This is a genomic window from Streptomyces sp. NPDC003284, from assembly GCF_053589675.1.
This window is the reverse complement of record NZ_JBSFSI010000027.1, coordinates 40,518-62,517: the sequence shown is the minus strand read 5'-3', so window position 1 is coordinate 62,517 and position 22,000 is coordinate 40,518. Positions and strand designations below refer to the sequence as shown.

The window sequence follows — 22,000 nt, the reverse complement described above, 5'->3', positions numbered from 1 at the left end:
CTCCTCAGACAAGTGATAATTCGCCGGAGTCCCCGGACCGGCGCACCCCGGCGCCGGCCCCTCACCCCCTCACCCGTGGGAGAACCCGATGGTCCCAGGCGCCCTCCGCCCCAGCCCGCTGGTCGAACAGGCCACGGAGCGGCTGCGTGCGCAGATCGCCGCCGGACAGTGGCCCGTCGGCACCAAGCTGCCCGGTGAGACCACCCTGGCCAGGGACCTGGGCGTCGGCCGCTCCACCGTCCGCGAGGCGCTGCGCGCGCTGGCCGGTGCCGGACTGGTGCGGCCCCGGCACGGCGCGGGCGTCTTCGTGATCGCGACCGAACCCGCCGAGGACTGGCCGGCCCGGCTGCGCCGCTCTGCGGTCACCGATGTCTACGAGGTCCGCATGGGCGTCGAGGTGCAGGCGGCCCGCCTGGCGGCCCGGCGCCGCACGCCCGAGGACCTGGCCGCGCTGGAAGCCGCCCTGGCGGGCCGGCGCACGGCGGCGGCGAAGGGCGACGCGGCCTTCGTGGACGCCGACATCGCGCTGCACCGCGGGGTGGTCGCCGCCGCCCACAACCCGGTCCTGACCGCGCTGTTCGAGGAGTTCGTCCCCGTACTGCGCTCCGGCCTCGTCACCCTGCTGGAACTGACCGGGCTGCGCGTGCACGACCCCAACACCGGCGCCGACACCCACCACGACCTCGTCGTCGCCGTCGCGGCGGGCGACGCGGACACGGCGGCGGCCGTGCTCCGCGCCGACCTGGAGGCCACCCTCGGCCTGCTGCGCGAGCGGACCGGCGGAGCGGGGGCGGCCGGGGGAGCAGGGACAGCCGGGAAGTCGGAGCCCACCCCGGAGGCATGAGCCCGCCCGGCACGCCGTCCCCGGAATAGTCCGCGCCGTCCCCCGGTTGGAGACCGCTTGCACGGCACCGACATCCACACCGGCCTCCGGGGTCTCCCCGGAAGAGCGAGGCGAACTGAGATGAAGATCGGCATCATCGGAGCGGGCAACATCGGCGGCAACCTCACCCGGCGGCTCACCGCCCTCGGACACGACGTCGCCGTGGCGAACTCGCGCGGCCCGCAGACCCTCACCGCGCTGGCCGAGGAGACCGGCGCCCGGCCCGTGCGGGCCGAGGAGGCGGCGCGCGGCGCCGAGGTCGTCGTGGTCACCGTCCCGCTGAAGGCGGTCCCGGACCTGCCGGCCGGACTCCTGAAGGAGGCGGCGGACGGCGCGGTCGTGATCGACACCAACAACTACTACCCGCAGCGCGACGGCCGGATCGCCGGGATCGAGGACGAGGGGCTGACCGAGAGCCGCTGGACCGAGCGCCACCTCGGCCACCCCGTGGTGAAGGCGTTCAACGGCACCTACGCCCAGGACCTGCTGGACCGGCACCGCCCGGCCGGAGACCCCGGCCGGCTCGCGCTGCCGGTGGCCGGCGACGACCCGGCGGCCAAGGCGAAGGTACGGGCGCTGATCGGGGAACTGGGCTTCGACACGGTCGACTCCGGCACCCTCGACGACTCCTGGCGCCAGCAGCCCGGCACCCCGGTCTACGGCCTGCGCGAGGGCGTCGACGCCGTCACCGAGGCGCTGGCCGCGGCCTCGCCCGAGCGCCCGGCGGACTTCCGCGCCTGACACCCGGCCGCACGGACCGGGCTCCCGGTCTCACGCCTTGGCCCACTCCCGCAGCGCCGACGCACTGGAGAAGTTCGCCACGTTCTTGTCGTGGGGATCGTCCGTGTACTGGTGGAAGCGCCACTTGGCCTTGATGCGGGGGTGGCCGGCGGAGACGTAGTCGGCGACCCACAGCCCGTCCCCCGCGTAGGAGGTGGTGTCGATGCTCAGCCAGAAGTGGCGGTTGGTGTAGAGCAGCACCCGGTTGTGCGGGCGCAGTTGCTTCACCTTGCGGATGAAGGAGTCCTTCTCCGCGTTGGAGGCGTGGGTGCCCTCACCGGTGGTCTCCCAGTCGACGGCCAGGATGTCGCCCCGCTGCTCCGGGGCGTGCGAGACGAAGTACTCGGCCTGGGCCGCGATGTTGCCGGGCCACAGGAAGTGGTAGAAGCCGACGACCAGATGGGCGTCGCGCCCGTGCTTGGTCTGGGCGGTGAGCCTGGAATTGACGTACGTACGGCCCTCCGTCGCCTTGATGAAGACGAAGGAGAGGCCGTCCGTGCCGTAGGTGGAGGACTGGTACGCGCTCACGTCGATGCCTTGCAGCATGCGGAACTCCCTGAACGAACCGTGGGGGGAGGGGCCGTCGGTTGAGTTCTGCCCCACTTCGGTACGGTCGATCCCTCCACGGCGTTCGAACATCAGCCCAAACCAGAGCACACGGCGCACACACCCCCGAACACGGCGCACGCGCCGCCCCGGCGCTCAGCACTTGGGACGGAGGACGCCGTCACTGCGCTCCGGCTGGCCCACTCGGTAGCGGAGATCTCCCTGGCGAAGGGCGACGCGTTTCTAAAGCTCGTCACCTCCACTTGGGCGGCGCTGCGATCAGGCAGAAACCCCTAGCAATCTTGGGCCGGAGACGTGGTTGCTGCAGAGACATGCCCACGTTGGCTGGGGCCGTAGTCAGTCGCGTGTCACGCCCGCCCTCCAGAGAACCGTGACCGGATCACCTGTTCGCCGCGCGTAACTCACGACGTTCGCCGTACCGTCCAAGTCACTGGACGGGCGGCCGTCCCAGACCCGCGATCAGACGATCGACGTGGTTGACGATCCAGCGGCCTGCCGCGAAGTACGGGGCTGTCCTGAACTTGACACTCCCAGGCCCTGGGCCAGCGGTGGAGTCGCTGAGCCCGGGGCCAGCTACGGGGTGCTGCTCAGGCAGACTCGGCAGTCATGCCGCGTTCTCGGGCGAGGAGCTCGACGATCTCGCGGAGACGGAACTTTGGGTCGGGAGCCTCGGCGATCATTTTGATGAGCAGGTTGTTGAAGTCGTCCAGTGCGGGGCTGCCGAGCCCAGCCGCGTTCATCGCGGCGTGCCCTTCCTGGAGTTGCCCGATGATACGGGCGTTGACGGCGGTCGTCATGCCGGCACCTCCGCCCGCTCGGACCCGGTCTCGCAGAGGACCCGGGTGAGCGTGTCCCACACCTGGTCGGGGTTCCCGGTCTCCAGGATCATCCCGGCTGCCACGTCGAGGGCCTTGTCCATACGCCCGCCGTTGTTCTCCTTCTCCACGTCGATGGCGCGCAGTACGCGGACAACGTGAGGGCGGGCCGCCGCATGCGCGGCGGGCAGCCGGTCCGTGGCGTCCGCCAGGTCCCAGCCAGCCGGGACTTGGTATGCGGCCGGGCTGTTGTCGTAGGTGACGACCCTGGGAGTGCCTTTGCCGCTGCCCAGGTGGACGTCCAGGCGGAGCCGGGACGCTTCCCGGAACAGGGCGGTGATGCCCGGGCCCATGCCGTCGAGGATCACCTCGCGGACGGCGTACCCGTGCTGGCGCAGCAAGATGCGGGCGAACCAGACGGCGGTGCCGGGGTCGGCACGGTGCCTGTCGTAGACGAGGGCGGCGGTGCCGTCGGCGGGGCTGAGGTCGCGGATGTCGGCGGCCTTGCCGGGGGAGGTGGTCCCGCGTCGGACCGTGAGGGCGAGGTCGAGGGGGATCGTGGCGGTCACAGCGTCACCTCCGTGGCGTTGCCGGTGTATAGCTGGCGGAGGCGGAGGAAGATGCCGTCCGCGAGTTCCTTGGCCTTCTCCGGGGTGTACACGTCCTGTAGGGCCTTCCGCATCGCCTCGTCGACCGCCTCGGGGAGGACGGCGGCGAGCCGGCCGAGGAACGCGGTGGGAGTAGCGGCGGTGACCTCGTCGAAGTCGGAGAAGGTCATACCGCCATCACGCCCTGGTGGGCGAGGAGGGCGCGGGCGGCCCACAGGCGGGTGGAAGGGTCCTGTCCGGCGGGGACAGCGAGGAGACGGGTGCCGTCCTTGTGCTGCAGGTAGTGCCCGTACAGGCCGTCGAATGGACCTTCCAACTCCACGACCTGGATGCCATGCGCAGCGGTGAGCACCTCGAACCCGGTGGTGGGGTCGTTGATGGCAGCCATGATGCGGGGGGAGTTCTGCTCGACACGAGGCTGCATTTCTGCGTCGACAATGAGGGCTCCGGACTGTGGAGGCACAGAAGGTAGGTGCTTGGTGACGCCGACGGGAGTAACGCTTGTTGCTGTTTTCGCCATGGCCGTGCTCCTCCAATGCAGGAGTTGGGTACAGACCTCAAGGCCGTTGACGTAATCACCGGCCGAGGCGTTCTGCTTTCAGTGGTAGTCGCCCTGGCAGGGGCGGAACAGGTGCTCTTCTCCGTTCGAGGGACGCCGCCCCCGAGACCGATTACCGCCCTGATGCGAAGCGCGTAGAATGCGTCTTTTTGGCAAGCTCGACCTTGCGGCTCGGGGTGCGGGCCTCATCGAGACGGGGCCGAAGGCCGTGGGCTTTGAAGATGCGGGTGATCTCGGCGAGGTCCGGGGCCTACCGCGAGGACGGGGTGCGGAAGACGCGCCATGTGCCGTAGGTGCTGGCGGGCAGCTTGTCGAGGACCTTCTTCGCGGCGCGCTCGCCGCGGTCGGTGCGGCGGGCCTGGCCGATGGCGCCCTCGTACTCGCGAGACGCGGCCTCGATCTGCTCGGCCGGGGGATGGGTTCAGAACTGGGGTCCTGCCCGACGGGGCCCGGCCCAGCCTGCCGCCGGGCCTTCCTGGGGCCAGAATGAGGCCGGAAGGACAGGGAAGCACCGGGAATGATCACCAGACCCCGGGCGCCCCAATGAGTGGAGCTATTCAGTCCGGTTTCGATGATCCTGCGCGCGGCCGACCGGCTGCCGGGCCTCTTCCTGCTTCGGGGCGTGTTTTCTCAGACTCAGTGAGTGTCGGGCTCCGGGTTCGGCAGGGGCAGTTCGTCGAGGTCGAGGGTGAAGGTGCGGCCGTCGGCCAGGGGGATGGAGAGCTTGCCTGTGCCGTATGCGCGAGTGTGGGCGGTGCTGTAGCCGCTGGAGGTGGGCTCGGTGTGCAGGACGACTTCCCGGGCGTAGGGATCCACGACGAGGTAGACGGGGATGCCGTACCGGCCGTACTTCGCGGTGCAGTCGTCGTAATCCTTGCGTGCCGAGGACGTGGACACGACCTCCGAGATCAACAGGACGTCCTCGAAGCTGTAGCGCTTGCCCTCCTTGCGCGCGTCCTCGCGCAGGATGGCCAGGTCGGGGGCGGAGTTCTCGTCGGCGGGGAAGTCGATGTAGACGTCCGAGGTGACCTTCGCATGACGGCCGAGGGCGAGAGAGTCGATCTGCATCGACCTGATCGTGCTGGAGTGCTCTTCGCTCTGCGGGGTCATGATGATCTTTCCGTCGGCGCCGAAGAACACCACGTATCCCGCGGGGAACTCGGTGTGCGTGATCGCGTCGACACTCATGGACGGTGCTCCTTCCCGTGTGCCGTCATGATACGGCGGACAGAGCCTTCCCACGGGTGGACTTCCGTGACGTGCGTGCACTAGTAGGGGTAACCGGTCCGCACGAGCGGCCGCCGTGACGCGGGGTGTGAGCTCGGCCCGTAGACGTTCAGACCCAACAGCTGGCGTTGGGTGACTTTCAGGGGCGGCGGCCATCTGCCGGGTGGCCATAGGGTGGCCGGAGGCCTTTGGGCGTTGCAGTACGAAGCACCGGCGCCCAGTAACGCATGTGGTTTGACCAGGCACAACGGCCTCTGGCGGCATCAGTCGTCACCAAGGCCGGGCAGGCTGGATGGGCACCAGGTCCGCTGCTGCCCCGCTTGGGCCCGCCGGTTCACCCTCGCGATGCCGGCCCACGCCGGACGACGTGATCCCGTTTGTCCTGCGACGAGACTGCGGACGGTCTCTCCCGGGGCTGCTTCGAACCGTTCGATACCGAGAGCGAAGGTCTTCGCGGCGTACTGCGCCACCACCATCGGCGGGTAGGAAATCGTCGGGCGGCGTGTACCGCGCGGCACGGCGATGTGTACTGCTGCCGGGATGTCATCGATCAGCTCATGCAGGGCCAGGGCGGATTCACCGCACAAGACGGCGCGAGGGGCCCGTGCGCACACGGCCAGCAGATCCGTGTGCGCCGTTTCCGGGGCGTCTGCCCGCCGGTACACCCCATGGCACAGTTCGTCTATCTCCCCCTCCGTGACCAAGTGCGCCAGAGAGGGAGGGGAGAACAGGGCCTGTCGCGCCTGCGCCGTCGTGAATGTGGGGGGAGAGGCCGGCCAGCCGCTGCTTCAAGCGCGGGTTTTCCGCAGAGTTCATGTATCGAATGGCATCCCTTGAGCGGGGGGAAGGGATCGATTTGATACATCAGCTGGTGGGTGATCGGCACATCCGGCGTTGATCACGTGCCGTGAACCTGCAGGTCAAAAGCCCCTTCCAGGGGATGTTCCAGGGACTTTCCGCCGCGTAAGCAGGGAAGGCCCCGACAGCGCCGAAAGACACGAACGCGCTGTTCAGGGCCTACTTGCTCAGCACTCGATGATGTTCACCGCCAGCCCGCCCCGCGCCGTCTCCTTGTACTTCACCGACATGTCCGCGCCGGTGTCCTTCATGGTCTTGATGACCTTGTCGAGGGAGACCTTGTGGGAGCCGTCGCCGCGCAGGGCCATGCGGGCGGCGGTGACGGCCTTGACGGCGGCCATGCCGTTGCGTTCGATGCACGGGATCTGGACCAGGCCGCCGACCGGGTCGCAGGTGAGGCCGAGGTTGTGCTCCATGCCGATCTCGGCGGCGTTCTCCACCTGCTCGGGCGTGCCGCCCATCACCTCGGCGAGCGCGCCCGCCGCCATCGAGCAGGCCGAGCCGACCTCGCCCTGGCAGCCGACCTCGGCGCCGGAGATGGAGGCGTTCTCCTTGAAGAGCATGCCGATCGCCCCGGCGGCCAGCAGGAAGCGGACCACGCCCTCCTCGTCGGCGCCCGGGATGAAGTTCAGGTAGTAGTGCAGGACGGCGGGGATGATGCCGGCCGCGCCGTTGGTGGGGGCGGTGACCACCCGGCCGCCGGCCGCGTTCTCCTCGTTCACCGCCATCGCGTACAGGGTGATCCACTCCATGGCGCGGGCGGCCGGGTCGCCCTCGGCCCGGAGCTGGCGGGCGGTGACGGCCGCGCGGCGGCGCACCTTCAGGCCGCCGGGCAGGATGCCCTCGCGGCTCATGCCGCGCGTCACGCACGCCTGCATCACCCGCCATATCTCCAGCAGGCCGGTGCGGATCTCGTCCTCGGTGCGCCAGGCCCGCTCGTTCTCCAGCATCAGCGCGGAGATCGACAGACCGGTCTCGCGGGTCAGGCGCAGCAGCTCGTCGCCCGTGCGGAAGGGGTACTTCAGGACCGTGTCGTCCAGCTTGATGCGGTCGGCGCCCACCGCGTCCTCGTCCACGACGAAGCCGCCGCCCACCGAGTAGTACGTCTTGGTGAGCAGCTCGGCGCCCGAGGCGTCGTACGCCCACAGGGTCATGCCGTTGGCGTGGTAGGGGAGGGCCTTGCGGCGGTGCAGGACCATGTCGTCGTCGAAGGAGAACGCGATCTCGTGCTCGCCGAGCACGTTCAGCCGGCCGGACTCCTTGATCCGCGCGACCCGGTCGTCGGCGGTCTCCACGTCCACCGTGCGCGGCGAGTCGCCCTCCAGGCCGAGCAGCACCGCCTTGGGGGTGCCGTGGCCGTGGCCGGTGGCGCCGAGGGAGCCGTACAGCTCCGCGCGCAGCGAGGCGACCGGCTCCAGGACCCCCTCGCTCCGCAGTCGGCGGGCGAACATGCGGGCCGCGCGCATCGGGCCGACCGTGTGGGAGCTGGACGGGCCGATGCCGATCGAGAACAGGTCGAAGACCGAGATGGCCACGGGGGGACTCCTCAATGCGGGGGGTGGTGCGAGGGGCGGGGCACCGCGCGGTGCCGGGCCGGGGTCGCCGGCCGGTGCGCGGTGCCCCTCGGGGTGTCTTACTTGTCCAGACCCGGGTACAGCGGGTGCTTGTCGGCCAGGGCCTTCACCCGGGCCTTGAGCGCCTCGGCGTCGTAGGACGGCTTCAGCGCCTCGGCGATCACGTCCGCGACCTCGGTGAAGTCCTCGGCCGTGAAGCCGCGGGTCGCCAGGGCCGGGGTGCCGATCCGGAGGCCGGAGGTGACCATCGGCGGCCGCGGGTCGTTCGGGACCGCGTTGCGGTTGACGGTGATCCCGACCTCGTGGAGGCGGTCCTCGGCCTGCTGGCCGTCCAGCTCCGAGTGGCGCAGGTCCACCAGGACCAGGTGCACGTCGGTGCCGCCGGACAGCACGTCCACGCCCACCGCCCTGGCGTCCTCCTGGACCAGGCGCTCGGCCAGGATCCGGGCGCCCTCCAGGGTACGCCGCTGGCGCTCCTTGAAGTCCTCGCCCGCGGCGACCTTGAAGGCCACGGCCTTCGCGGCGATCACATGCTCCAGCGGGCCACCCTGCTGACCGGGGAAGACCGCGGAGTTGATCTTCTTGGCGAGTTCGGCCGTGGAGAGGATCACACCGCCGCGCGGGCCGCCCAGCGTCTTGTGGGTGGTGGTGGTCACCACATGGGCGTGCGGCACCGGGTTGGGGTGCAGGCCCGCCGCGACCAGACCGGCGAAGTGCGCCATGTCGACCATCAGATACGCGCCGACCTCGTCCGCGATCCGGCGGAACGCGGCGAAGTCCAGCTGCCGCGGGTACGCCGACCAGCCGGCCACGATCAGCTTCGGCTTGGACTCCTTGGCCAGCTTCTCCACCTCGGCCATGTCGACCTGGCCGTCCTCGCCCACGTGGTAGGCGACGACGTCGTAGAGCTTGCCGGAGAAGTTGATCTTCATGCCGTGGGTCAGGTGCCCGCCGTGCGCGAGGTTCAGACCCATGATCGTGTCGCCCGGCTTGAGCAGCGCGAACATCGCCGCCGCGTTGGCCTGGGCGCCCGAGTGCGGCTGCACGTTGGCGTGCTCGGCGCCGAACAGCGCCTTGACCCGGTCGATCGCGATCTGCTCGACCACGTCGACGTGCTCGCAGCCGCCGTAGTAGCGGCGGCCCGGGTAGCCCTCGGCGTACTTGTTGGTGAGGACCGAGCCCTGCGCCTCCATGACCGCGACCGGAGCGAAGTTCTCCGAGGCGATCATCTCCAGCGTGGACTGCTGGCGGCGCAGCTCCGCGTCGACCGCGGCGGCCACGTCCGGGTCCAGCTCGTGCAGGGGGGTGTCGAGAACGCTCATCGGTGTCCCTCCGCCCCTCAGCCGGCGTTCTGCGCGGTGTACTCGTCGGCGGAGAGCAGGTCGGCCGGCTCCTCCGAGAGGCGGACCTTGAACAGCCAGCCGCCCTCGAAGGGGGCGGAGTTCACCAGCGACGGGTCGTCCACCACGTCCTGGTTGGCCTCGGTGATCTCACCGCTGACCGGGGAGTACAGGTCGGAGACCGACTTGGTCGACTCCAGTTCGCCGCAGGTCTCGCCCGCGGTCACGGTGGTGCCCACCGCCGGGAGGTCGGCGTAGACGACATCGCCGAGCGCGTTGGCCGCGAACTCCGTGATGCCGACCGTCGCGACGCCGTCCTCGGCGGGCGACAGCCACTCGTGCTCCTTGCTGTAGCGCAGCTGCTGGGGGTTGTTCATGCCTGAATTCTCCTGTACGCGGGTCAGTGGTGGTGAATGAGGGAGTGCGCGGGCATGCGTGAGGCGGGTCGGGTGACCCGGATCACCGTCGGCCGTGGCTCGACGGTGTCACTTCTGCCGCTTGTAGAAGGGCAGCGCCACGACCTCGAACGGCTCGTGGCTGCCCCGGATGTCCACGCCGACCCCGGCCGTGCCCGGCGCGGCGTGCGCGGCGTCGACGTAGGCCATGGCGATCGGCTTGCCCAGGGTGGGGGAGGGGGCGCCGGAGGTGACCTCGCCGATCACCTCGCCGCCGGACACCACGGAGTACCCGGCGCGCGGCACCCGGCGGCCCTCGGCGACCAGCCCGACCAGGACGCGCGGCGGGGCCTGCTCGGCGCGCCCGGCGGCGGCCAGCAGCGCCTCGCGGCCGACGAAGTCGCCCTCCTTCTCGAACTTCACCACCCGGCCCAGACCCGCGTCGAACGGGGTCAGGGCGGTGGTCAGCTCGTGCCCGTACAGCGGCATGCCCGCCTCCAGGCGCAGCGTGTCGCGGCAGGACAGACCGCAGGCCACCAGGCCCGCGCCCGCGCCGGCCTCGGTCAGCGCCTGCCACAGCTCCACGGCGTGCTCCGGCTTCACGAACAGCTCGAAGCCGTCCTCGCCGGTGTAGCCGGTGCGCGCGATCAGCGCGGGCACCCCGGCGACCGTGCCGGGCAGACCCGCGTAGTACTTCAGGCCGTCCAGGTCGGCGTCGGTGAGAGACTTCAGGATGCCGGAGGACTCCGGGCCCTGGATCGCGAGCAGCGCGTAGGCGTCCCGGTCGTCGCGGACCTCGGCGTCGAAGCCCGCCGCCCGCTCGGTGAGCGAGTCCAGCACCACCTGGGCGTTGGAGGCGTTGGCCACCACCATGTACTCGGTGTCGGCGAGCCGGTAGACGATCAGGTCGTCCAGGATGCCGCCGTCCGCGCGGCAGATCATGGTGTAGCGGGCGCGGCCGACGCCGACCGAGGCGATGTTGCCGACCAGCGCGAAGTTCAGCAGGGCGGCGGCCTGGGGGCCGGTCACGGTGATCTCGCCCATGTGGGACAGGTCGAACAGACCGGCCCGGGTGCGCACGGCGACATGCTCGTCGCGCTCGGAGCCGTAGCGCAGCGGCATGTCCCAGCCGGCGAAGTCGGTCATCGTGGCACCGAGCGAGCGGTGCACCGCGTCGAGGGCGGTGTGACGGAGCGGACGGGACACGGAACTGCTCATCGGTCGGTCTCCCAGGCATGGCGGGCGAGGACGGGGCGTGTCCTCCCCATCTGTCATCGGAACCTGAGAGGTTCGCCATGACCGCCCGAGGACGGACGGACACGGCTTGCACCTTGGGTGGGGCCGCCGCGGCAGGGCGGGCGGCCCGCTTTTCAGATGTGCCTCGCCCGCGCGGTAACGGTGCCTGAGAGATTCAAGGGAGGGACTTGCTCCTTCGGCGCCCCGGGCAGACACGCTGCCGGGGACTCTCCCGCGCGGATTCAAACGGCCGGTATGCAGTTGGCGCGCACATCATTGCATGCCCGGACACTTCACGGCAGGCCGGATCTGTAACCGTGCTGTGGCAGAACGCGCACGGAAACGGCAGACACCGTCCATTACCTTCTCTTTACACTCAAGGGGAAGGTGAACCGTCACCGCCCCGGGGAGGACGATGACGGTGAACAGGACCGCGCCGGCGTACGTGATCACCCGGGCGCCCGCCCTGCCGGGACAGCCGGGGGCCCCGGCCCGCGAGCGGTGCGACGGGCCCCCGGCCCCCGTCGTCCGCGACCTGCGCGAGCGCCCCGGCCGCGCCCCGCACGCCCTGCTCTTCGGACCGGGCGACGTGGTCGTGGTCACCGGACTGCCCGGCGGCGGCAAGTCCACGCTGATGCGCCGCGCCGCGCCCGGCCCCCGCATCGACTCGCAGGACACCCGCGACCGCTGGGACGCCCGTCTGGCGCACCGCCTGCCCTACGCGCTCTACCGCCCCCTGGTCCGCCTCGCCCACTACGCCGCGCTGCGCCGCGCCCTGCGCGGCGGCGAGGGCGTCGTGGTCCACGACTGCGGCACCCAGCGCTGGGTGCGCGGCTGGCTGGCCCGCGCCGCCCGCCGCCGCGGCGGCGCCCTCCACCTGGTCCTGCTGGACGTCGCCCCCGAGGCGGCGCTCACCGGCCAGCGCGAGCGCGGCCGCCGGGTCTCGCGCTACGCCTTCGGCCGCCACCGCAGGTCCGTCGCCCGGCTGCTGGCCGCGGTGGAGCGCGGCGAGCTGCCCGAGGGCTGCGCCTCGGCGGTGCTGCTGGACCGCGCGGCGGCGGCCGGGCTGCGCCGGATCGCCTTCACCGGCCGGCCCGGCCCCGGCACCCGATAACCTTCCGGTCACACCAGTGGTTTCCGGCAGGCGGTAGGCAGATGGACTTCCCGGCGGACTTCTCCGCGGACATTCCGGGGGACTTCCCGGCACAGGCACACCCCCACCCGCACGGCGGGTGGCCCGGCAACGAGCTGGAGGAGGTGCTCTCCGCGGCCCTCGGCATCCCCACGGCCGGCGGCCGCGTCATCGAGGTGCTCGGCCGCAGCTTCCTGTGGGTGCCGCTGCCGAACGGCGGCGGCCCGGACAGCGGCCCGCTCGACCTGCCCACGCTGGAGATCGACGGCCAGGCGTACGTACCGGTCTTCAGCTCCGAGGAGCAGTTCCGCCACGTCGTCGGCGCGCACATGGCGTACACCGTCGCGCCCGCCGTGGAGTTCGCCCGCGGGCTGCCCGCCCAGGTCGGCATCGCGCTCAACCCGGACGGCGTGGCCGGAATGCCGCTGCCGCCGCCCGCCGTGGCCGCACTGTGCCGGGCCGGGCGCACCGCGCTGGACGGCCCCGCCGCCGGCGGCCGGGTCCGGCTCTACGAACCCGACTGGCAGGACGACCCGGTGGACTTCCTGTCCGCCGCCTCCGCCGAGTTCGACGCCACCGGCGTGGTGCGCACCGCCCGCCGCTGCCTGGCCGCCGTCGAGACCGCCGACCCGGTCCTGTTCGTCGGCGTCGAGCTGACCTCGGCGGACGACGAGGCGCGCGCCCGCCCGCTCGACGCCCTGGGCCGCGCCCTGGCGGCGGCGCCCCCGGCCTGGCCGGTGAACCTGGTCCTGCTGGACATCACGGACGACCCGGTGGCCGTATGGCTGCGGGAGAAGGTCAGGCCCTTCTACGGGCACGGACACTGAGACGGCGGGGGGCGCGCGGACGCCGGCGGCACGGACCGGCGCCGCCCGCGCGCGCGACCGCGGCACGGACCGGGCCGCCGGGCGGCTTTAAGCTGGACGCACAGCCCGGTCGAGGGCAACACGGAGGGGCGGTAAATGGTGAGCGCCAGCGACACCGCGGCCGGGCATGTCGAGCAGATGCTCCGCCAGGTGACACCCGGGCGGTACGACGCCTACGAAGCGCTGCTGCGCACCCTCGCGACCCCGTCCACCGGCCAGGTCTGGATGCTGCTCTGGCACGGCCAGGCCGGTGCCCCCGACGCCCAGTACGGCCACATGGAGGTCGGCGGCCACGGCTACGCGCCCTGCGTCACCTCCGCCCAGGAACTGTCGGCCAGCGGCTGGATGCGCTCCTACGAGGTGGTGGACGGGCTGGACGTCGCCCGCACCCTCTACCCCGACCACTTCGGCCTCTGGCTCAATCCGCACGCCCCGGGCGGCGGCGTCGGCATCCCCTGGCTGGATCTGCGCCGGATCGCCTCCGGCCTGGACCGCCAGCCCGCCGGACCGCTCAGACTGTCCGAACCGGCCCTGGAGATCCCGCAGTTCTACGCGCTGCTCACCCAGACCGCCCACCACACGCCCGCGCTGCGCTCGCTGCGCCGCACCTGGGTGCAGCCCGCCGTCGGGTCCCCGTATCTGGCCATCGGCCTGGACGTCTACGACACCTCGCCGGCCGCCGTCGACTCGGTGCGCTCGATGATGCAGCAGTCCATGGCGGCCGTCCCGGACGGGCTGCCGGTCTCGACCGTGGTGATGTCCGACGAGTACGACCCGGTGGTGATGTGGCTGCGCGCCAACGCGCGGCCCTTCTACGACCGCGAGGCGCACGGCGGCGCCGGGCAGGCCGCCGCGGGCGGCTACGGCTACCCGCCGGCCGGCGGACACTGATCCGGAGCGGCGACCGGAACCGGAACCACGCGTACCGCCCCGACCGGCCGACACGCCCTGTGATCCTCTTCGCGCGTAGATGAGGTCGGAAGGTCCGGTTCTGCGGAGGAAAACGCCAACTGGCCCGCGTCCGCCCCCCGTTACCCAGCGTCCGGATAACGGAACCCCCCTACCCGCATCACGTTTGCGCATCCTTTCACCGTCAAGTCTGGCAACAGATCGCCCGCCCGTTGAAGACTCCCGCAACAAGGGGCGTTCGCCTCTGTGTACGACGGACTGACGATGCCGCCACAGCGGCAAGTGCGGGCCGGCTACCGCCGGTTGAGAGGGGTCCCTGCCTAATGACGGCACCATTGCACGAGCCGACCGCCGAAGCGGCCCCGAGCGCGGCCGACGAGGCGGCGGTGGCCGCCCCGGGCGCCAAGGCCGTCCAGGGCCGGTCCCTGGGGCGGATCGCCTGGGAGCGCCTGAAGCGGGACAAGCTCGCCCTGACGGGCGGCGTCGTCGTGCTCCTGCTCATCGTGGTCGCGGTGCTCGCACCCGCGCTCGCCAAGCTGATCGGGCAGGACCCGGACCTCTACCACGAGAACCTGATCGACCCGCTGTTCGGTACGCCCACGGGCTCCCTCGGCGGCATCAGCGGCGACCATCTGCTGGGTGTCGAGCCGGTCAACGGCCGCGACATCTTCGCCCGCATCCTCTACGGCGCGCAGATCTCGCTCCTGGTCGGCTTCCTGTCCGCGCTGGTCGCCGTCGTGCTCGGCACGGTCCTCGGCATCCTGGCCGGCTTCTTCGGCGGCTGGGTGGACGCCGTCGTCAGCCGGGTCATGGACGGCCTGCTGGCCTTCCCGCAGCTGCTCTTCATCATCGCGCTGGTCTCGGTCATGCCGAACGACATGCTGGGGCTGACCGGGTCGAGTGTGCGCGTGTTCGTGATGGTGCTGGTCATCGGCTTCTTCGGCTGGCCCTACATCGGCCGGGTGGTGCGCGGCCAGACGCTCTCGCTCCGGGAGCGCGAGTACGTCGAGGCGGCGCGCTCGCTGGGTGCCGGGCGGTTCTACATCCTGTTCAAGGAGCTGCTGCCCAACCTCGTCGCCCCCATCATCGTGTACACGACGATGATGATCCCGACGAACATCCTCACCGAGGCGGCCCTCAGCTTCCTGGGCGTGGGCGTCAAGCCTCCGACGGCCTCCTGGGGACAGATGCTGTCGAGCGCGATCGATTACTACGACTCGGACCCCATGTACATGGTGATCCCCGGCGTGGCGATCTTCATCACCGTCCTCGCCTTCAACCTCTTCGGCGACGGCGTGCGGGACGCGCTGGATCCCAAGGGCTCCCGCTGAACCGCCGTATCCAAGCGACCCGTGGCGCATGCACGGGGTCTCTCATCAATTCCGGAGGAACCGAGATCGTGACTACCCAACGCACCTCAGGGCGGCGCAAGAAGGCACTGGCCGCTGCGGCCGTGGTCGCAGGACTGCTGACCACGGCGGCGTGCGGCGGCGGCGACGACGGCGGCTCGAAGAGCGGCGCCGCCGGCTTTGACGCGGCGAACAACAAGGTCGTCAACGCGTCGAAGGTCAAGAAGGGCGGCGAGCTGAAGTTCGCCGGCACCCAGGACGCCGACTCGTGGGACACCACACGCGGTTACTACGGCTTCATGTGGGACTTCTCGCGCTACTACAGCCGCCAGCTGCTGACCTACTCGACCGCCCCGGGCGCCGACGGCGCCAAGCTCACCCCGGACCTGGCCACGGACACCGGCAAGGTCACCGACGGCGGCAAGACCTACACGTTCACGCTGCGCGACGGGTCCACCTGGGAGGACGGCAAGCCGATCACCTCCAAGGACATCAAGTACGGCATCGAGCGCGTCTGGGCGCAGGACGTCCTGTCCGGCGGTCCGATCTACCTCCAGCAGGCGCTGGACCCGAAGAAGACCTACCCGGGCCCGTACAAGGACAAGGCCGCCGACCACCTGGGCCTGAAGGCGATCGACACGCCGGACGACAAGACGATCGTCTTCCACCTGCCCACGGCGAACTCCGACTTCATCCAGATGCTGGCGCTGACCTCGGCCTCCCCGGTCCGCCAGGACAAGGACACCAAGTCGAAGTACGGCCTGCACCCGTTCTCCTCCGGCCCGTACAAGTTCGAGTCCTACGACCCGGGCAAGAGCCTCGTGCTGGTGCGCAACACCAACTGGAAGGCGTCCTCGGACCCGGTCCGCAAGGCGTACCCGGACAAGGTGTCGATCAAGCTCTTCACCAACGCCAACGACCTGGACCAGCGCCTGATCAACGGCGACTACGACCTGGACCTGAGCCAGACCGGTCTGTCGCCGCAGGGCCGCCAGATCGCCCTCAAGCAGCACAAGGGCAACCTGGACAACCCGGTCTCCGGCTTCATCCGCTACGCGGTCTTCCCGCAGAGCGTCAAGCCGTTCGACAACGAGCACTGCCGCAAGGCCGTGATCTACGGCGCCGACCACGTCTCGCTCCAGACCGCCCGAGGCGGCCCGGTGGCCGGCGGTGACATCGGCACCAACATGCTCCCGCCGTCCGTCGCCGGTGGCGAGGGCCAGAAGTACGACCCGTACGAGCTGGCCGGGGCCGGCAAGAACGGCAACATCGAGAAGGCCAAGGAAGAGCTGAAGGCCTGCAACCAGCCGAACGGCTTCAAGACCACCATCGCGGTCCGCAACAACAAGCCGGTCGAGGTGGCCACCGCCCAGTCGCTCCAGGCGTCGCTGAAGAAGATCAACATCGACGCGGAGATCTACCAGTACGACGGCTCGCAGACCGCCGGCATCATCGGCAGCCCCTCGAACGTCGAGAAGAAGAAGTTCGGCATCATCATCATGGGCTGGGGCCCGGACTTCCCGACCGTCCAGGGCTACGGCGTGCCGCTGTGGGACAGCCGCTACACCCTCCAGAGCGGCAACAACAACTACGCGCTGATCAACGACAAGACGATCGACGGCCTCTTCGACCAGTACGGCACCACGCTGGACGAGGCGAAGAAGGCGGAGATCGCCACCCAGATCAACCACAAGGTCATGGAGGGCGGCTACTACCTGCCCTTCGTCTTCGAGAAGCTCCTGAACTGGCGCTCCTCGCGACTGGCGAACGTGTACACGACGAACGCGTACAGCGGGTACTACGACTTCGTCAACCTCGGCCTGTCCTCCTCGAAGTAGACCCGGCACACCCGCCGTACCGCACGAAAGGCAGGTGAAGGCCGGCGCGGCGTGACCGCGGGCTCCGGAAGACCTCCGGGCCCGCGGTCCGCGGCGGGCCGTAAGCTGTGCTCGCTTACCTCATCAGGCGGCTGTTCGCCGCCGCAGTGATGCTGGTGGTCATCATCGTGGTGGTCTTCAGCATCTTCTTCCTCGTCCCCAAGTGGGCGGGCGTCGACATCGCCCTGAGCTTCGTGGGCAAACAGGCCGACCCGGCCGCCGTCGAGGGGGTCCGGCAGAAGCTCGACCTGGGTGCCCCGGTCTACACCCAGGTCTGGCACTTCTTCCAGGGGATCTTCGCGGGCCGCACCTATGTGGGCGGCGGCGACGTCACCCACTGCTCCGCCCCGTGCTTCGGCTACTCCTTCAAGAGCGAGCAGGCCATCTGGCCGGTGCTCACCGACCGCTTCCCGGTGACCCTGGGACTCGCGCTCGGCGCCGCGGTGCTGTGGCTGGTCTTCGGTGTCGCCGCCGGTGTGCTCTCCGCCCTCAAGCGGGGCAGCATCTGGGACCGCGGCGCGATGGTCGTCGCCCTGAGCGGCGTCTCGCTGCCGATCTACTTCACCGGTCTGCTCTCCCTGGCCGTCTTCAGCTACGGCCTCGGCTGGATCGACGGCCAGTACGTGCCCATCGGCGACAGCTTCACCGGCTGGCTCGGCGGCATGATCCTGCCCTGGATCACCCTGGCCTTCCTCTATGCGGCGATGTACGCGCGCATCACCCGGGCCACGATGCTGGAGATCCTCGGCGAGGACTACATCCGCACCGCCCGCGCCAAGGGCCTGCGCGAGCAGACCGTCATCGGCAAGCACGCCATGCGCTCGACGCTGACCCCAATCCTGACCATGCTCGGCATGGACCTCGGCGCCCTGATCGGCGGCGCGATCCTGACCGAGACCACGTTCAGCCTGCCCGGCCTCGGCCAGGCGGTGCTCAACGGCATCAAGAACCAGGACCTGCCCATCATCCTGGGCGTCACCCTGATCACCTCCCTCGCGGTGCTCGTCGCCAACCTCGTGGTGGACGTCCTGTACGCCGTGATCGACCCCCGAGTGAGGCTGGCATGACCGAACTCAGCAAGACCGGCGCGGCGGTGGGCGAGCCCACGGCGGCCGCGGCCGCACCGACCGCCTTCCTGGAGGTGCGCGACCTCAAGGTGCACTTCCCCACCGACGACGGCCTGGTCAAGTCCGTCGACGGACTCAGCTTCCAGCTGGAGAAGGGCAAGACCCTCGGCATCGTGGGCGAGTCCGGCTCCGGCAAGTCGGTGACCTCGCTCGGCATCATGGGTCTGCACACCGCAGGCCAGTACGGCAAGCGCAAGGCGCGGATCTCGGGCGAGATCTGGCTGGACGGCACGGAACTGCTCTCCGCCGACCCCGACCACGTGCGCAAGCTGCGTGGCCGCGAGATGGCGATGATCTTCCAGGACCCGCTGTCCGCGCTGCACCCGTACTTCACGATCGGCCAGCAGATCGTGGAGGCGTACCGCATCCACCACGACGTCGACAAGAAGACCGCCCGCAGGCGCGCGGTCGAGATGCTCGACCGGGTGGGCATCCCGCAGCCGGACAAGCGGGTGGACAGCTACCCGCACGAGTTCTCCGGCGGCATGCGCCAGCGCGCGATGATCGCGATGTCGCTGGTGAACAACCCCGAGCTGCTCATCGCGGACGAGCCGACCACCGCCCTGGACGTCACCGTGCAGGCGCAGATCCTCGACCTCATCCGGGACCTCCAGAAGGAGTTCGGCTCCGCGGTCATCGTCATCACCCACGACCTGGGCGTCGTCGCCGAACTCGCCGACGACATCCTGGTGATGTACGGCGGCCGGTGCGTGGAGCGCGGCCCGGCCGAAGAGGTCTTCTACGAGCCCCGCCACCCCTACACCTGGGGACTGCTCGGCTCGATGCCGCGCCTGGACCGCGAGCAGCAGGAACGGCTGATCCCCGTCAAGGGGTCCCCGCCCTCCCTGATCAACGTCCCCTCCGGCTGCGCCTTCAACCCGCGCTGCCCGTACGCCGACGTCCCCAAGGACAATGTGACCCGCACGGTGCGCCCCGAGCTGACCGAGGTCGGCGGCAAGCACTGGGCCGCCTGCCACATGTCGCAGGAGCAGCGGCAGCGGATCTGGACCGAAGAGATTGCGCCGAAGCTGTGAGCGAGAACGCCGAGAACGCCGAGAACGGCAAGGGCACCGCGGTGGCCACCGAGGAGACCGCCCCCGGTGAGGTCCTGCTGCGGGTGAGCGGGTTGCAGAAGCACTTCCCCATCAGGAAGGGCCTGCTCCAGCGCGAGGTCGGAGCCGTACGCGCCGTGGACGGCATCGACTTCGAGGTGCGCTCCGGCGAGACCCTCGGTGTCGTGGGCGAGTCCGGCTGCGGCAAGTCGACGATGGGCCGGCTGATCACGCGGCTGCTCGAACCCACCGCGGGCCGCATAGAGTTCGAGGGCAAGGACATCACCCACCTCGGGGTCGGCGGGATGCGCCCGCTGCGCCGCGATGTGCAGATGATCTTCCAGGACCCGTACTCGTCGCTGAACCCCCGGCACACCATCGGCAGCATCGTCGGCGCCCCCTTCCGGCTCCAGGGCGTCGAGCCCGAGGGCGGGGTCAAGAAGGAGGTGCAGCGGCTGCTGTCGGTGGTCGGGCTCAGCCCCGAGCACTACAACCGCTACCCGCACGAGTTCTCCGGCGGCCAGCGCCAGCGCATCGGCATCGCCCGCGCGCTCGCGCTCAAGCCGAAGCTGGTGGTGGCCGACGAGCCGGTCTCCGCGCTGGACGTGTCGATCCAGGCCCAGGTCGTCAACCTGCTGGACGACCTCCAGCAGGAGCTGGGCCTGACGTACGTGATCATCGCGCACGACCTGTCGGTGGTCCGCCATGTGTCGGACCGGATCGCGGTGATGTACCTGGGCAAGGTCGTCGAGCTGGCCGACCGGGACTCGCTGTACCGGGCGCCGATGCACCCGTACACCAAGGCGCTGATGTCGGCGGTGCCGATCCCGGACCCGCGGCGCAAGAACGCCAAGAGCGAGCGCATCCTGCTCCAGGGCGACGTGCCCTCGCCGATCTCCCCGCCGAGCGGCTGCCGGTTCCACACCCGCTGCTGGAAGGCGACGGAGGTCTGCCGGACCACCGAGCCCGCGCTGGTGGAGCTGAAGCCCGGTCAGCGGGTGGCCTGCCACCACCCGGAGAACTTCGAGGACCAGGCACCGCAGGACACCGTGCTGCTGTCGGCCGCGAAGGAGGCGGCCGAGCTGGTGTCCGAGGAGGCGCTGGCCAAGTCGGCCGAGACCTCGGCGGCGGTGGCGGCGGAGGTCGCGGAGCCCGCGAAGCCGACCGAGCCCGTGAAGCCGACCGCACCCGCCGAGTCCGCCGGACCCGCCGAGGCGGATGAAGCGGCCGAGCCCGGCGAGACGCCGGAGGCTGCCGCCTCCGTCGCCTCCGACGAGCCCGCTGCCTCGCAGGACACCGGTGCCGAGGGCCGCAAGCCGGCCGGTGAGGGAGGCGTGACGCCCGAGGCGTGACGACTTGGCAAAGTCATGCTCATGACCGAACGGGAGAGCGCAGAGTCGTCCCAGTCCGTGTGATCAACCGGTCCACGCGCGAAGGGACGATTCATGGCACTCTCCCGTTCGGCACGTCTGGGGGCCGTCGCGACCGCGGCGGCCTCCTTCCTCGCCGTCGCCGCATCCTCCGCCCCCACCCACGGCGCCCCCGGCATCGGCGACTCCTACTTCCCCCGGCTGGGCAACGGCGGCTTCGACGCCCGCCACTACGACCTCGACATCGCGTACAACCCCGATACCGACCGCCTCGACGGCCGCACCACGCTCACCGCGCGCGCCACCGAGAACCTGTCCTCCTTCGACCTGGACCTACAGAAACTGGAGGTCACCCGGGTCGAGGTGAACGGCAGAGCCGCCCGCTTCAGCCGGGACGGCGACGAGCTGCGCATCACCCCGCGCGGTGTGCTGGGCAAGAACCGGACCTTCACGGTGTCCGTCACCTACGGGGGCATACCCGAGCCGCTCAGCGGCCCCATTGTGTTCGGCTCCCAGTACGGCTGGATGAAGACCGCGGACGGCGTCTTCGTGGCGTGCGAGCCCAACGCCGCCTCCACCTGGTTCCCCTCCAGCGACCACCCCTCGGACAAGGCCACCTACGACATCCGGATCAAGGCGCCCAAGGGCCTGACCGGGGTGTCCAACGGCCGCCTCGTCGCCACGTACGACCGGGGCGGCTCGACGTACACGCACTGGCGCGAGAGCCGGCCGATGGCGAGCTATCTGGCGACCGCCACCATCGGGAAGTTCGATGTGCGCACCGGCCGGACGCCCGGCGGCATCCCGATGTACGTGGCCATCGACCCCAAGCTGAAGGACAGCAACAAGGTCGACGTGTACGCGGTGACCGCCGCCGCCACCGACTACTGGTCGCAGGTCTTCGGGCCGTACCCCTTCGAGGAGACCGGCGCGATCGTCGACGACATGCCGCAGGCCGGGTTCTCGCTGGAGGTGCAGAGCAAGCCCGCCTACTCGGCCGTGCGCAACGAGACGACCATCGTGCACGAGCTGGCCCACCAGTGGTTCGGCGACTCGGTGTCGGTGAAGCACTGGAAGGACATCTGGCTCAACGAGGGCTTCGCCAGCTACGCGCAGTGGCTGTGGAGCGAGCACAAGGGCACCCGCTCGGCGCACGACTCCTTCCGCGCCGAGTACGACGCCATCCCGGCCGACGACTCCTTCTGGCAGCTGAGGATCGCCGACCCGCAGCGCGACACCATGTTCGACGGCGCGGTCTACGACCGGGGCGCGATGACCCTCCAGGCGCTGCGCGAACGCATCGGCGACAAGGCGTTCTTCCGGCTGCTGCCCGCCTGGACGTCCCAGCACCGCTACGGCAACGCCGAGACCGCCGACTTCGTGCGGCTCGCGGAGCAGGTCTCGGGCCAGCGGCTCGGCGACTTCTTCCGCGCCTGGCTCTCCACCCCGGGCAAGCCCGCGCTGTAGGGGCCCCGC

The 22,000-nt window shown here is 70.4% G+C and carries 21 protein-coding genes and 2 riboswitches; of the genes, 11 read left to right on the top strand and 10 right to left on the bottom strand.

The features are described 5' to 3' along the window. The first annotated feature begins 88 nt into the window (after positions 1-88). Positions 89-844, top strand: coding sequence for a FadR/GntR family transcriptional regulator (locus tag ACWDYF_RS34295; protein WP_389473748.1), 756 nt, complete (start codon positions 89-91; stop codon positions 842-844). A gap of 120 nt (positions 845-964) precedes the next feature. Continuing rightward, the gene (locus ACWDYF_RS34290; protein WP_389473750.1) at positions 965-1,624 is read left to right on the top strand and encodes an NADPH-dependent F420 reductase; all 660 of its coding nucleotides are present in this window, start codon (positions 965-967) and stop codon (positions 1,622-1,624) included. A gap of 30 nt (positions 1,625-1,654) precedes the next feature. Here the strand turns inward: ACWDYF_RS34290 and ACWDYF_RS34285 are convergent, their stop codons facing one another. The 10 genes from ACWDYF_RS34285 to gcvT all read right to left on the bottom strand — a co-directional run bounded on the left by ACWDYF_RS34285 (position 1,655) and on the right by gcvT (position 10,824). After that, positions 1,655-2,209, bottom strand: coding sequence for a GH25 family lysozyme (locus ACWDYF_RS34285; protein ID WP_381742750.1), 555 nt, complete (start codon positions 2,207-2,209; stop codon positions 1,655-1,657). 608 nt (positions 2,210-2,817) lie between these two features. Continuing rightward, the gene (locus ACWDYF_RS34280) at positions 2,818-3,027 is read right to left on the bottom strand and encodes a hypothetical protein (RefSeq protein WP_389473753.1); all 210 of its coding nucleotides are present in this window, start codon (positions 3,025-3,027) and stop codon (positions 2,818-2,820) included. Continuing rightward, complete coding sequence (locus ACWDYF_RS34275; protein ID WP_389473755.1) at positions 3,024-3,614, bottom strand: hypothetical protein; 591 nt, start codon at positions 3,612-3,614, stop codon at positions 3,024-3,026. Before ACWDYF_RS34275 ends, ACWDYF_RS34280 begins: the two co-directional genes overlap by 4 nt. Then, the gene (locus ACWDYF_RS34270; protein ID WP_389473756.1) at positions 3,611-3,823 is read right to left on the bottom strand and encodes a hypothetical protein; all 213 of its coding nucleotides are present in this window, start codon (positions 3,821-3,823) and stop codon (positions 3,611-3,613) included. Before ACWDYF_RS34270 ends, ACWDYF_RS34275 begins: the two co-directional genes overlap by 4 nt. Then, positions 3,820-4,077 (bottom strand): hypothetical protein, encoded by a 258-nt coding sequence (locus ACWDYF_RS34265; protein WP_389473758.1) that lies wholly within the window; start codon positions 4,075-4,077, stop codon positions 3,820-3,822. Before ACWDYF_RS34265 ends, ACWDYF_RS34270 begins: the two co-directional genes overlap by 4 nt. 771 nt (positions 4,078-4,848) lie before the next feature. After that, positions 4,849-5,400: a Uma2 family endonuclease gene (locus tag ACWDYF_RS34260; RefSeq protein WP_389473760.1), complete on the bottom strand. Its 552-nt coding sequence runs from the start codon at positions 5,398-5,400 to the stop codon at positions 4,849-4,851. Positions 5,401-6,464: 1,064 nt separating this feature from the next. Further along, positions 6,465-7,832 carry an L-serine ammonia-lyase gene (locus tag ACWDYF_RS34255; protein ID WP_381742755.1) on the bottom strand — a complete coding sequence of 456 codons (1,368 nt, stop codon included), beginning with the start codon at positions 7,830-7,832 and terminating at the stop codon, positions 6,465-6,467. A gap of 98 nt (positions 7,833-7,930) precedes the next feature. Further along, positions 7,931-9,193: a serine hydroxymethyltransferase gene (gene glyA / locus ACWDYF_RS34250; protein WP_381742757.1), complete on the bottom strand. Its 1,263-nt coding sequence runs from the start codon at positions 9,191-9,193 to the stop codon at positions 7,931-7,933. Positions 9,194-9,210: 17 nt separating this feature from the next. Further along, positions 9,211-9,588 (bottom strand): glycine cleavage system protein GcvH, encoded by a 378-nt coding sequence (gene gcvH / locus ACWDYF_RS34245; protein ID WP_018568599.1) that lies wholly within the window; start codon positions 9,586-9,588, stop codon positions 9,211-9,213. A 108-nt stretch (positions 9,589-9,696) separates the two neighbouring features. Further along, positions 9,697-10,824 carry a glycine cleavage system aminomethyltransferase GcvT gene (gene gcvT / locus ACWDYF_RS34240; protein WP_389473763.1) on the bottom strand — a complete coding sequence of 376 codons (1,128 nt, stop codon included), beginning with the start codon at positions 10,822-10,824 and terminating at the stop codon, positions 9,697-9,699. 40 nt (positions 10,825-10,864) lie between these two features. Further along, positions 10,865-10,986: riboswitch (glycine riboswitch) on the bottom strand. Continuing rightward, positions 10,987-11,087: riboswitch (glycine riboswitch) on the bottom strand. Positions 11,088-11,257: 170 nt separating this feature from the next. On the opposite strand from gcvT, the gene ACWDYF_RS34235 reads away from it, so the two are divergent. From ACWDYF_RS34235 to ACWDYF_RS34195, 9 genes are all read left to right on the top strand, one after another. Next, positions 11,258-11,956 carry an AAA family ATPase gene (locus ACWDYF_RS34235; protein WP_381742760.1) on the top strand — a complete coding sequence of 233 codons (699 nt, stop codon included), beginning with the start codon at positions 11,258-11,260 and terminating at the stop codon, positions 11,954-11,956. A 41-nt stretch (positions 11,957-11,997) separates the two neighbouring features. After that, the gene (locus tag ACWDYF_RS34230; RefSeq protein ID WP_389473766.1) at positions 11,998-12,801 is read left to right on the top strand and encodes an enhanced serine sensitivity protein SseB; all 804 of its coding nucleotides are present in this window, start codon (positions 11,998-12,000) and stop codon (positions 12,799-12,801) included. A 138-nt stretch (positions 12,802-12,939) separates the two neighbouring features. Further along, positions 12,940-13,731 carry an enhanced serine sensitivity protein SseB C-terminal domain-containing protein gene (locus ACWDYF_RS34225; protein ID WP_026252654.1) on the top strand — a complete coding sequence of 264 codons (792 nt, stop codon included), beginning with the start codon at positions 12,940-12,942 and terminating at the stop codon, positions 13,729-13,731. 341 nt (positions 13,732-14,072) lie between these two features. Then, entirely contained in the window at positions 14,073-15,080 is a 1,008-nt protein-coding gene (locus ACWDYF_RS34220; protein WP_026252655.1) for an ABC transporter permease, read from the top strand. Between the two features lie 68 nt (positions 15,081-15,148). Then, positions 15,149-16,936, top strand: a complete 1,788-nt coding sequence (locus ACWDYF_RS34215) for an ABC transporter substrate-binding protein (protein ID WP_389473768.1) — start codon at positions 15,149-15,151, stop codon at positions 16,934-16,936. 107 nt (positions 16,937-17,043) lie between these two features. Beyond that, a complete protein-coding gene (locus tag ACWDYF_RS34210; protein ID WP_389473770.1) occupies positions 17,044-18,042 on the top strand; it encodes an ABC transporter permease in 999 nt (332 codons plus the stop codon). Beyond that, entirely contained in the window at positions 18,039-19,136 is a 1,098-nt protein-coding gene (locus ACWDYF_RS34205; RefSeq protein WP_389473772.1) for an ABC transporter ATP-binding protein, read from the top strand. Before ACWDYF_RS34210 ends, ACWDYF_RS34205 begins: the two co-directional genes overlap by 4 nt. After that, positions 19,133-20,506: an ABC transporter ATP-binding protein gene (locus ACWDYF_RS34200; protein ID WP_389473774.1), complete on the top strand. Its 1,374-nt coding sequence runs from the start codon at positions 19,133-19,135 to the stop codon at positions 20,504-20,506. The genes ACWDYF_RS34205 and ACWDYF_RS34200 overlap by 4 nt, the downstream gene beginning before the upstream one ends. A 93-nt stretch (positions 20,507-20,599) precedes the next feature. Beyond that, positions 20,600-21,991 carry a M1 family metallopeptidase gene (locus ACWDYF_RS34195; protein WP_018568609.1) on the top strand — a complete coding sequence of 464 codons (1,392 nt, stop codon included), beginning with the start codon at positions 20,600-20,602 and terminating at the stop codon, positions 21,989-21,991. The last annotated feature ends 9 nt before the right edge of the window (positions 21,992-22,000 follow it).

Coding starts and splice junctions, on each gene's coding strand:
- ACWDYF_RS34295 (WP_389473748.1), top strand. CDS start 89: ATGGTCCCAGGCGCCCTCCGCCCCAGCCCGCTGGTCGAACAGGCCACG.
- ACWDYF_RS34290 (WP_389473750.1), top strand. CDS start 965: ATGAAGATCGGCATCATCGGAGCGGGCAACATCGGCGGCAACCTCACC.
- ACWDYF_RS34285 (WP_381742750.1), bottom strand. CDS start 2,209: ATGCTGCAAGGCATCGACGTGAGCGCGTACCAGTCCTCCACCTACGGC.
- ACWDYF_RS34280 (WP_389473753.1), bottom strand. CDS start 3,027: ATGACGACCGCCGTCAACGCCCGTATCATCGGGCAACTCCAGGAAGGG.
- ACWDYF_RS34270 (WP_389473756.1), bottom strand. CDS start 3,823: ATGACCTTCTCCGACTTCGACGAGGTCACCGCCGCTACTCCCACCGCG.
- ACWDYF_RS34265 (WP_389473758.1), bottom strand. CDS start 4,077: ATGCAGCCTCGTGTCGAGCAGAACTCCCCCCGCATCATGGCTGCCATC.
- ACWDYF_RS34260 (WP_389473760.1), bottom strand. CDS start 5,400: ATGAGTGTCGACGCGATCACGCACACCGAGTTCCCCGCGGGATACGTG.
- glyA (WP_381742757.1), bottom strand. CDS start 9,193: ATGAGCGTTCTCGACACCCCCCTGCACGAGCTGGACCCGGACGTGGCC.
- gcvH (WP_018568599.1), bottom strand. CDS start 9,588: ATGAACAACCCCCAGCAGCTGCGCTACAGCAAGGAGCACGAGTGGCTG.
- gcvT (WP_389473763.1), bottom strand. CDS start 10,824: ATGAGCAGTTCCGTGTCCCGTCCGCTCCGTCACACCGCCCTCGACGCG.
- ACWDYF_RS34235 (WP_381742760.1), top strand. CDS start 11,258: ATGACGGTGAACAGGACCGCGCCGGCGTACGTGATCACCCGGGCGCCC.
- ACWDYF_RS34230 (WP_389473766.1), top strand. CDS start 11,998: ATGGACTTCCCGGCGGACTTCTCCGCGGACATTCCGGGGGACTTCCCG.
- ACWDYF_RS34220 (WP_026252655.1), top strand. CDS start 14,073: ATGACGGCACCATTGCACGAGCCGACCGCCGAAGCGGCCCCGAGCGCG.
- ACWDYF_RS34205 (WP_389473772.1), top strand. CDS start 18,039: ATGACCGAACTCAGCAAGACCGGCGCGGCGGTGGGCGAGCCCACGGCG.
- ACWDYF_RS34195 (WP_018568609.1), top strand. CDS start 20,600: ATGGCACTCTCCCGTTCGGCACGTCTGGGGGCCGTCGCGACCGCGGCG.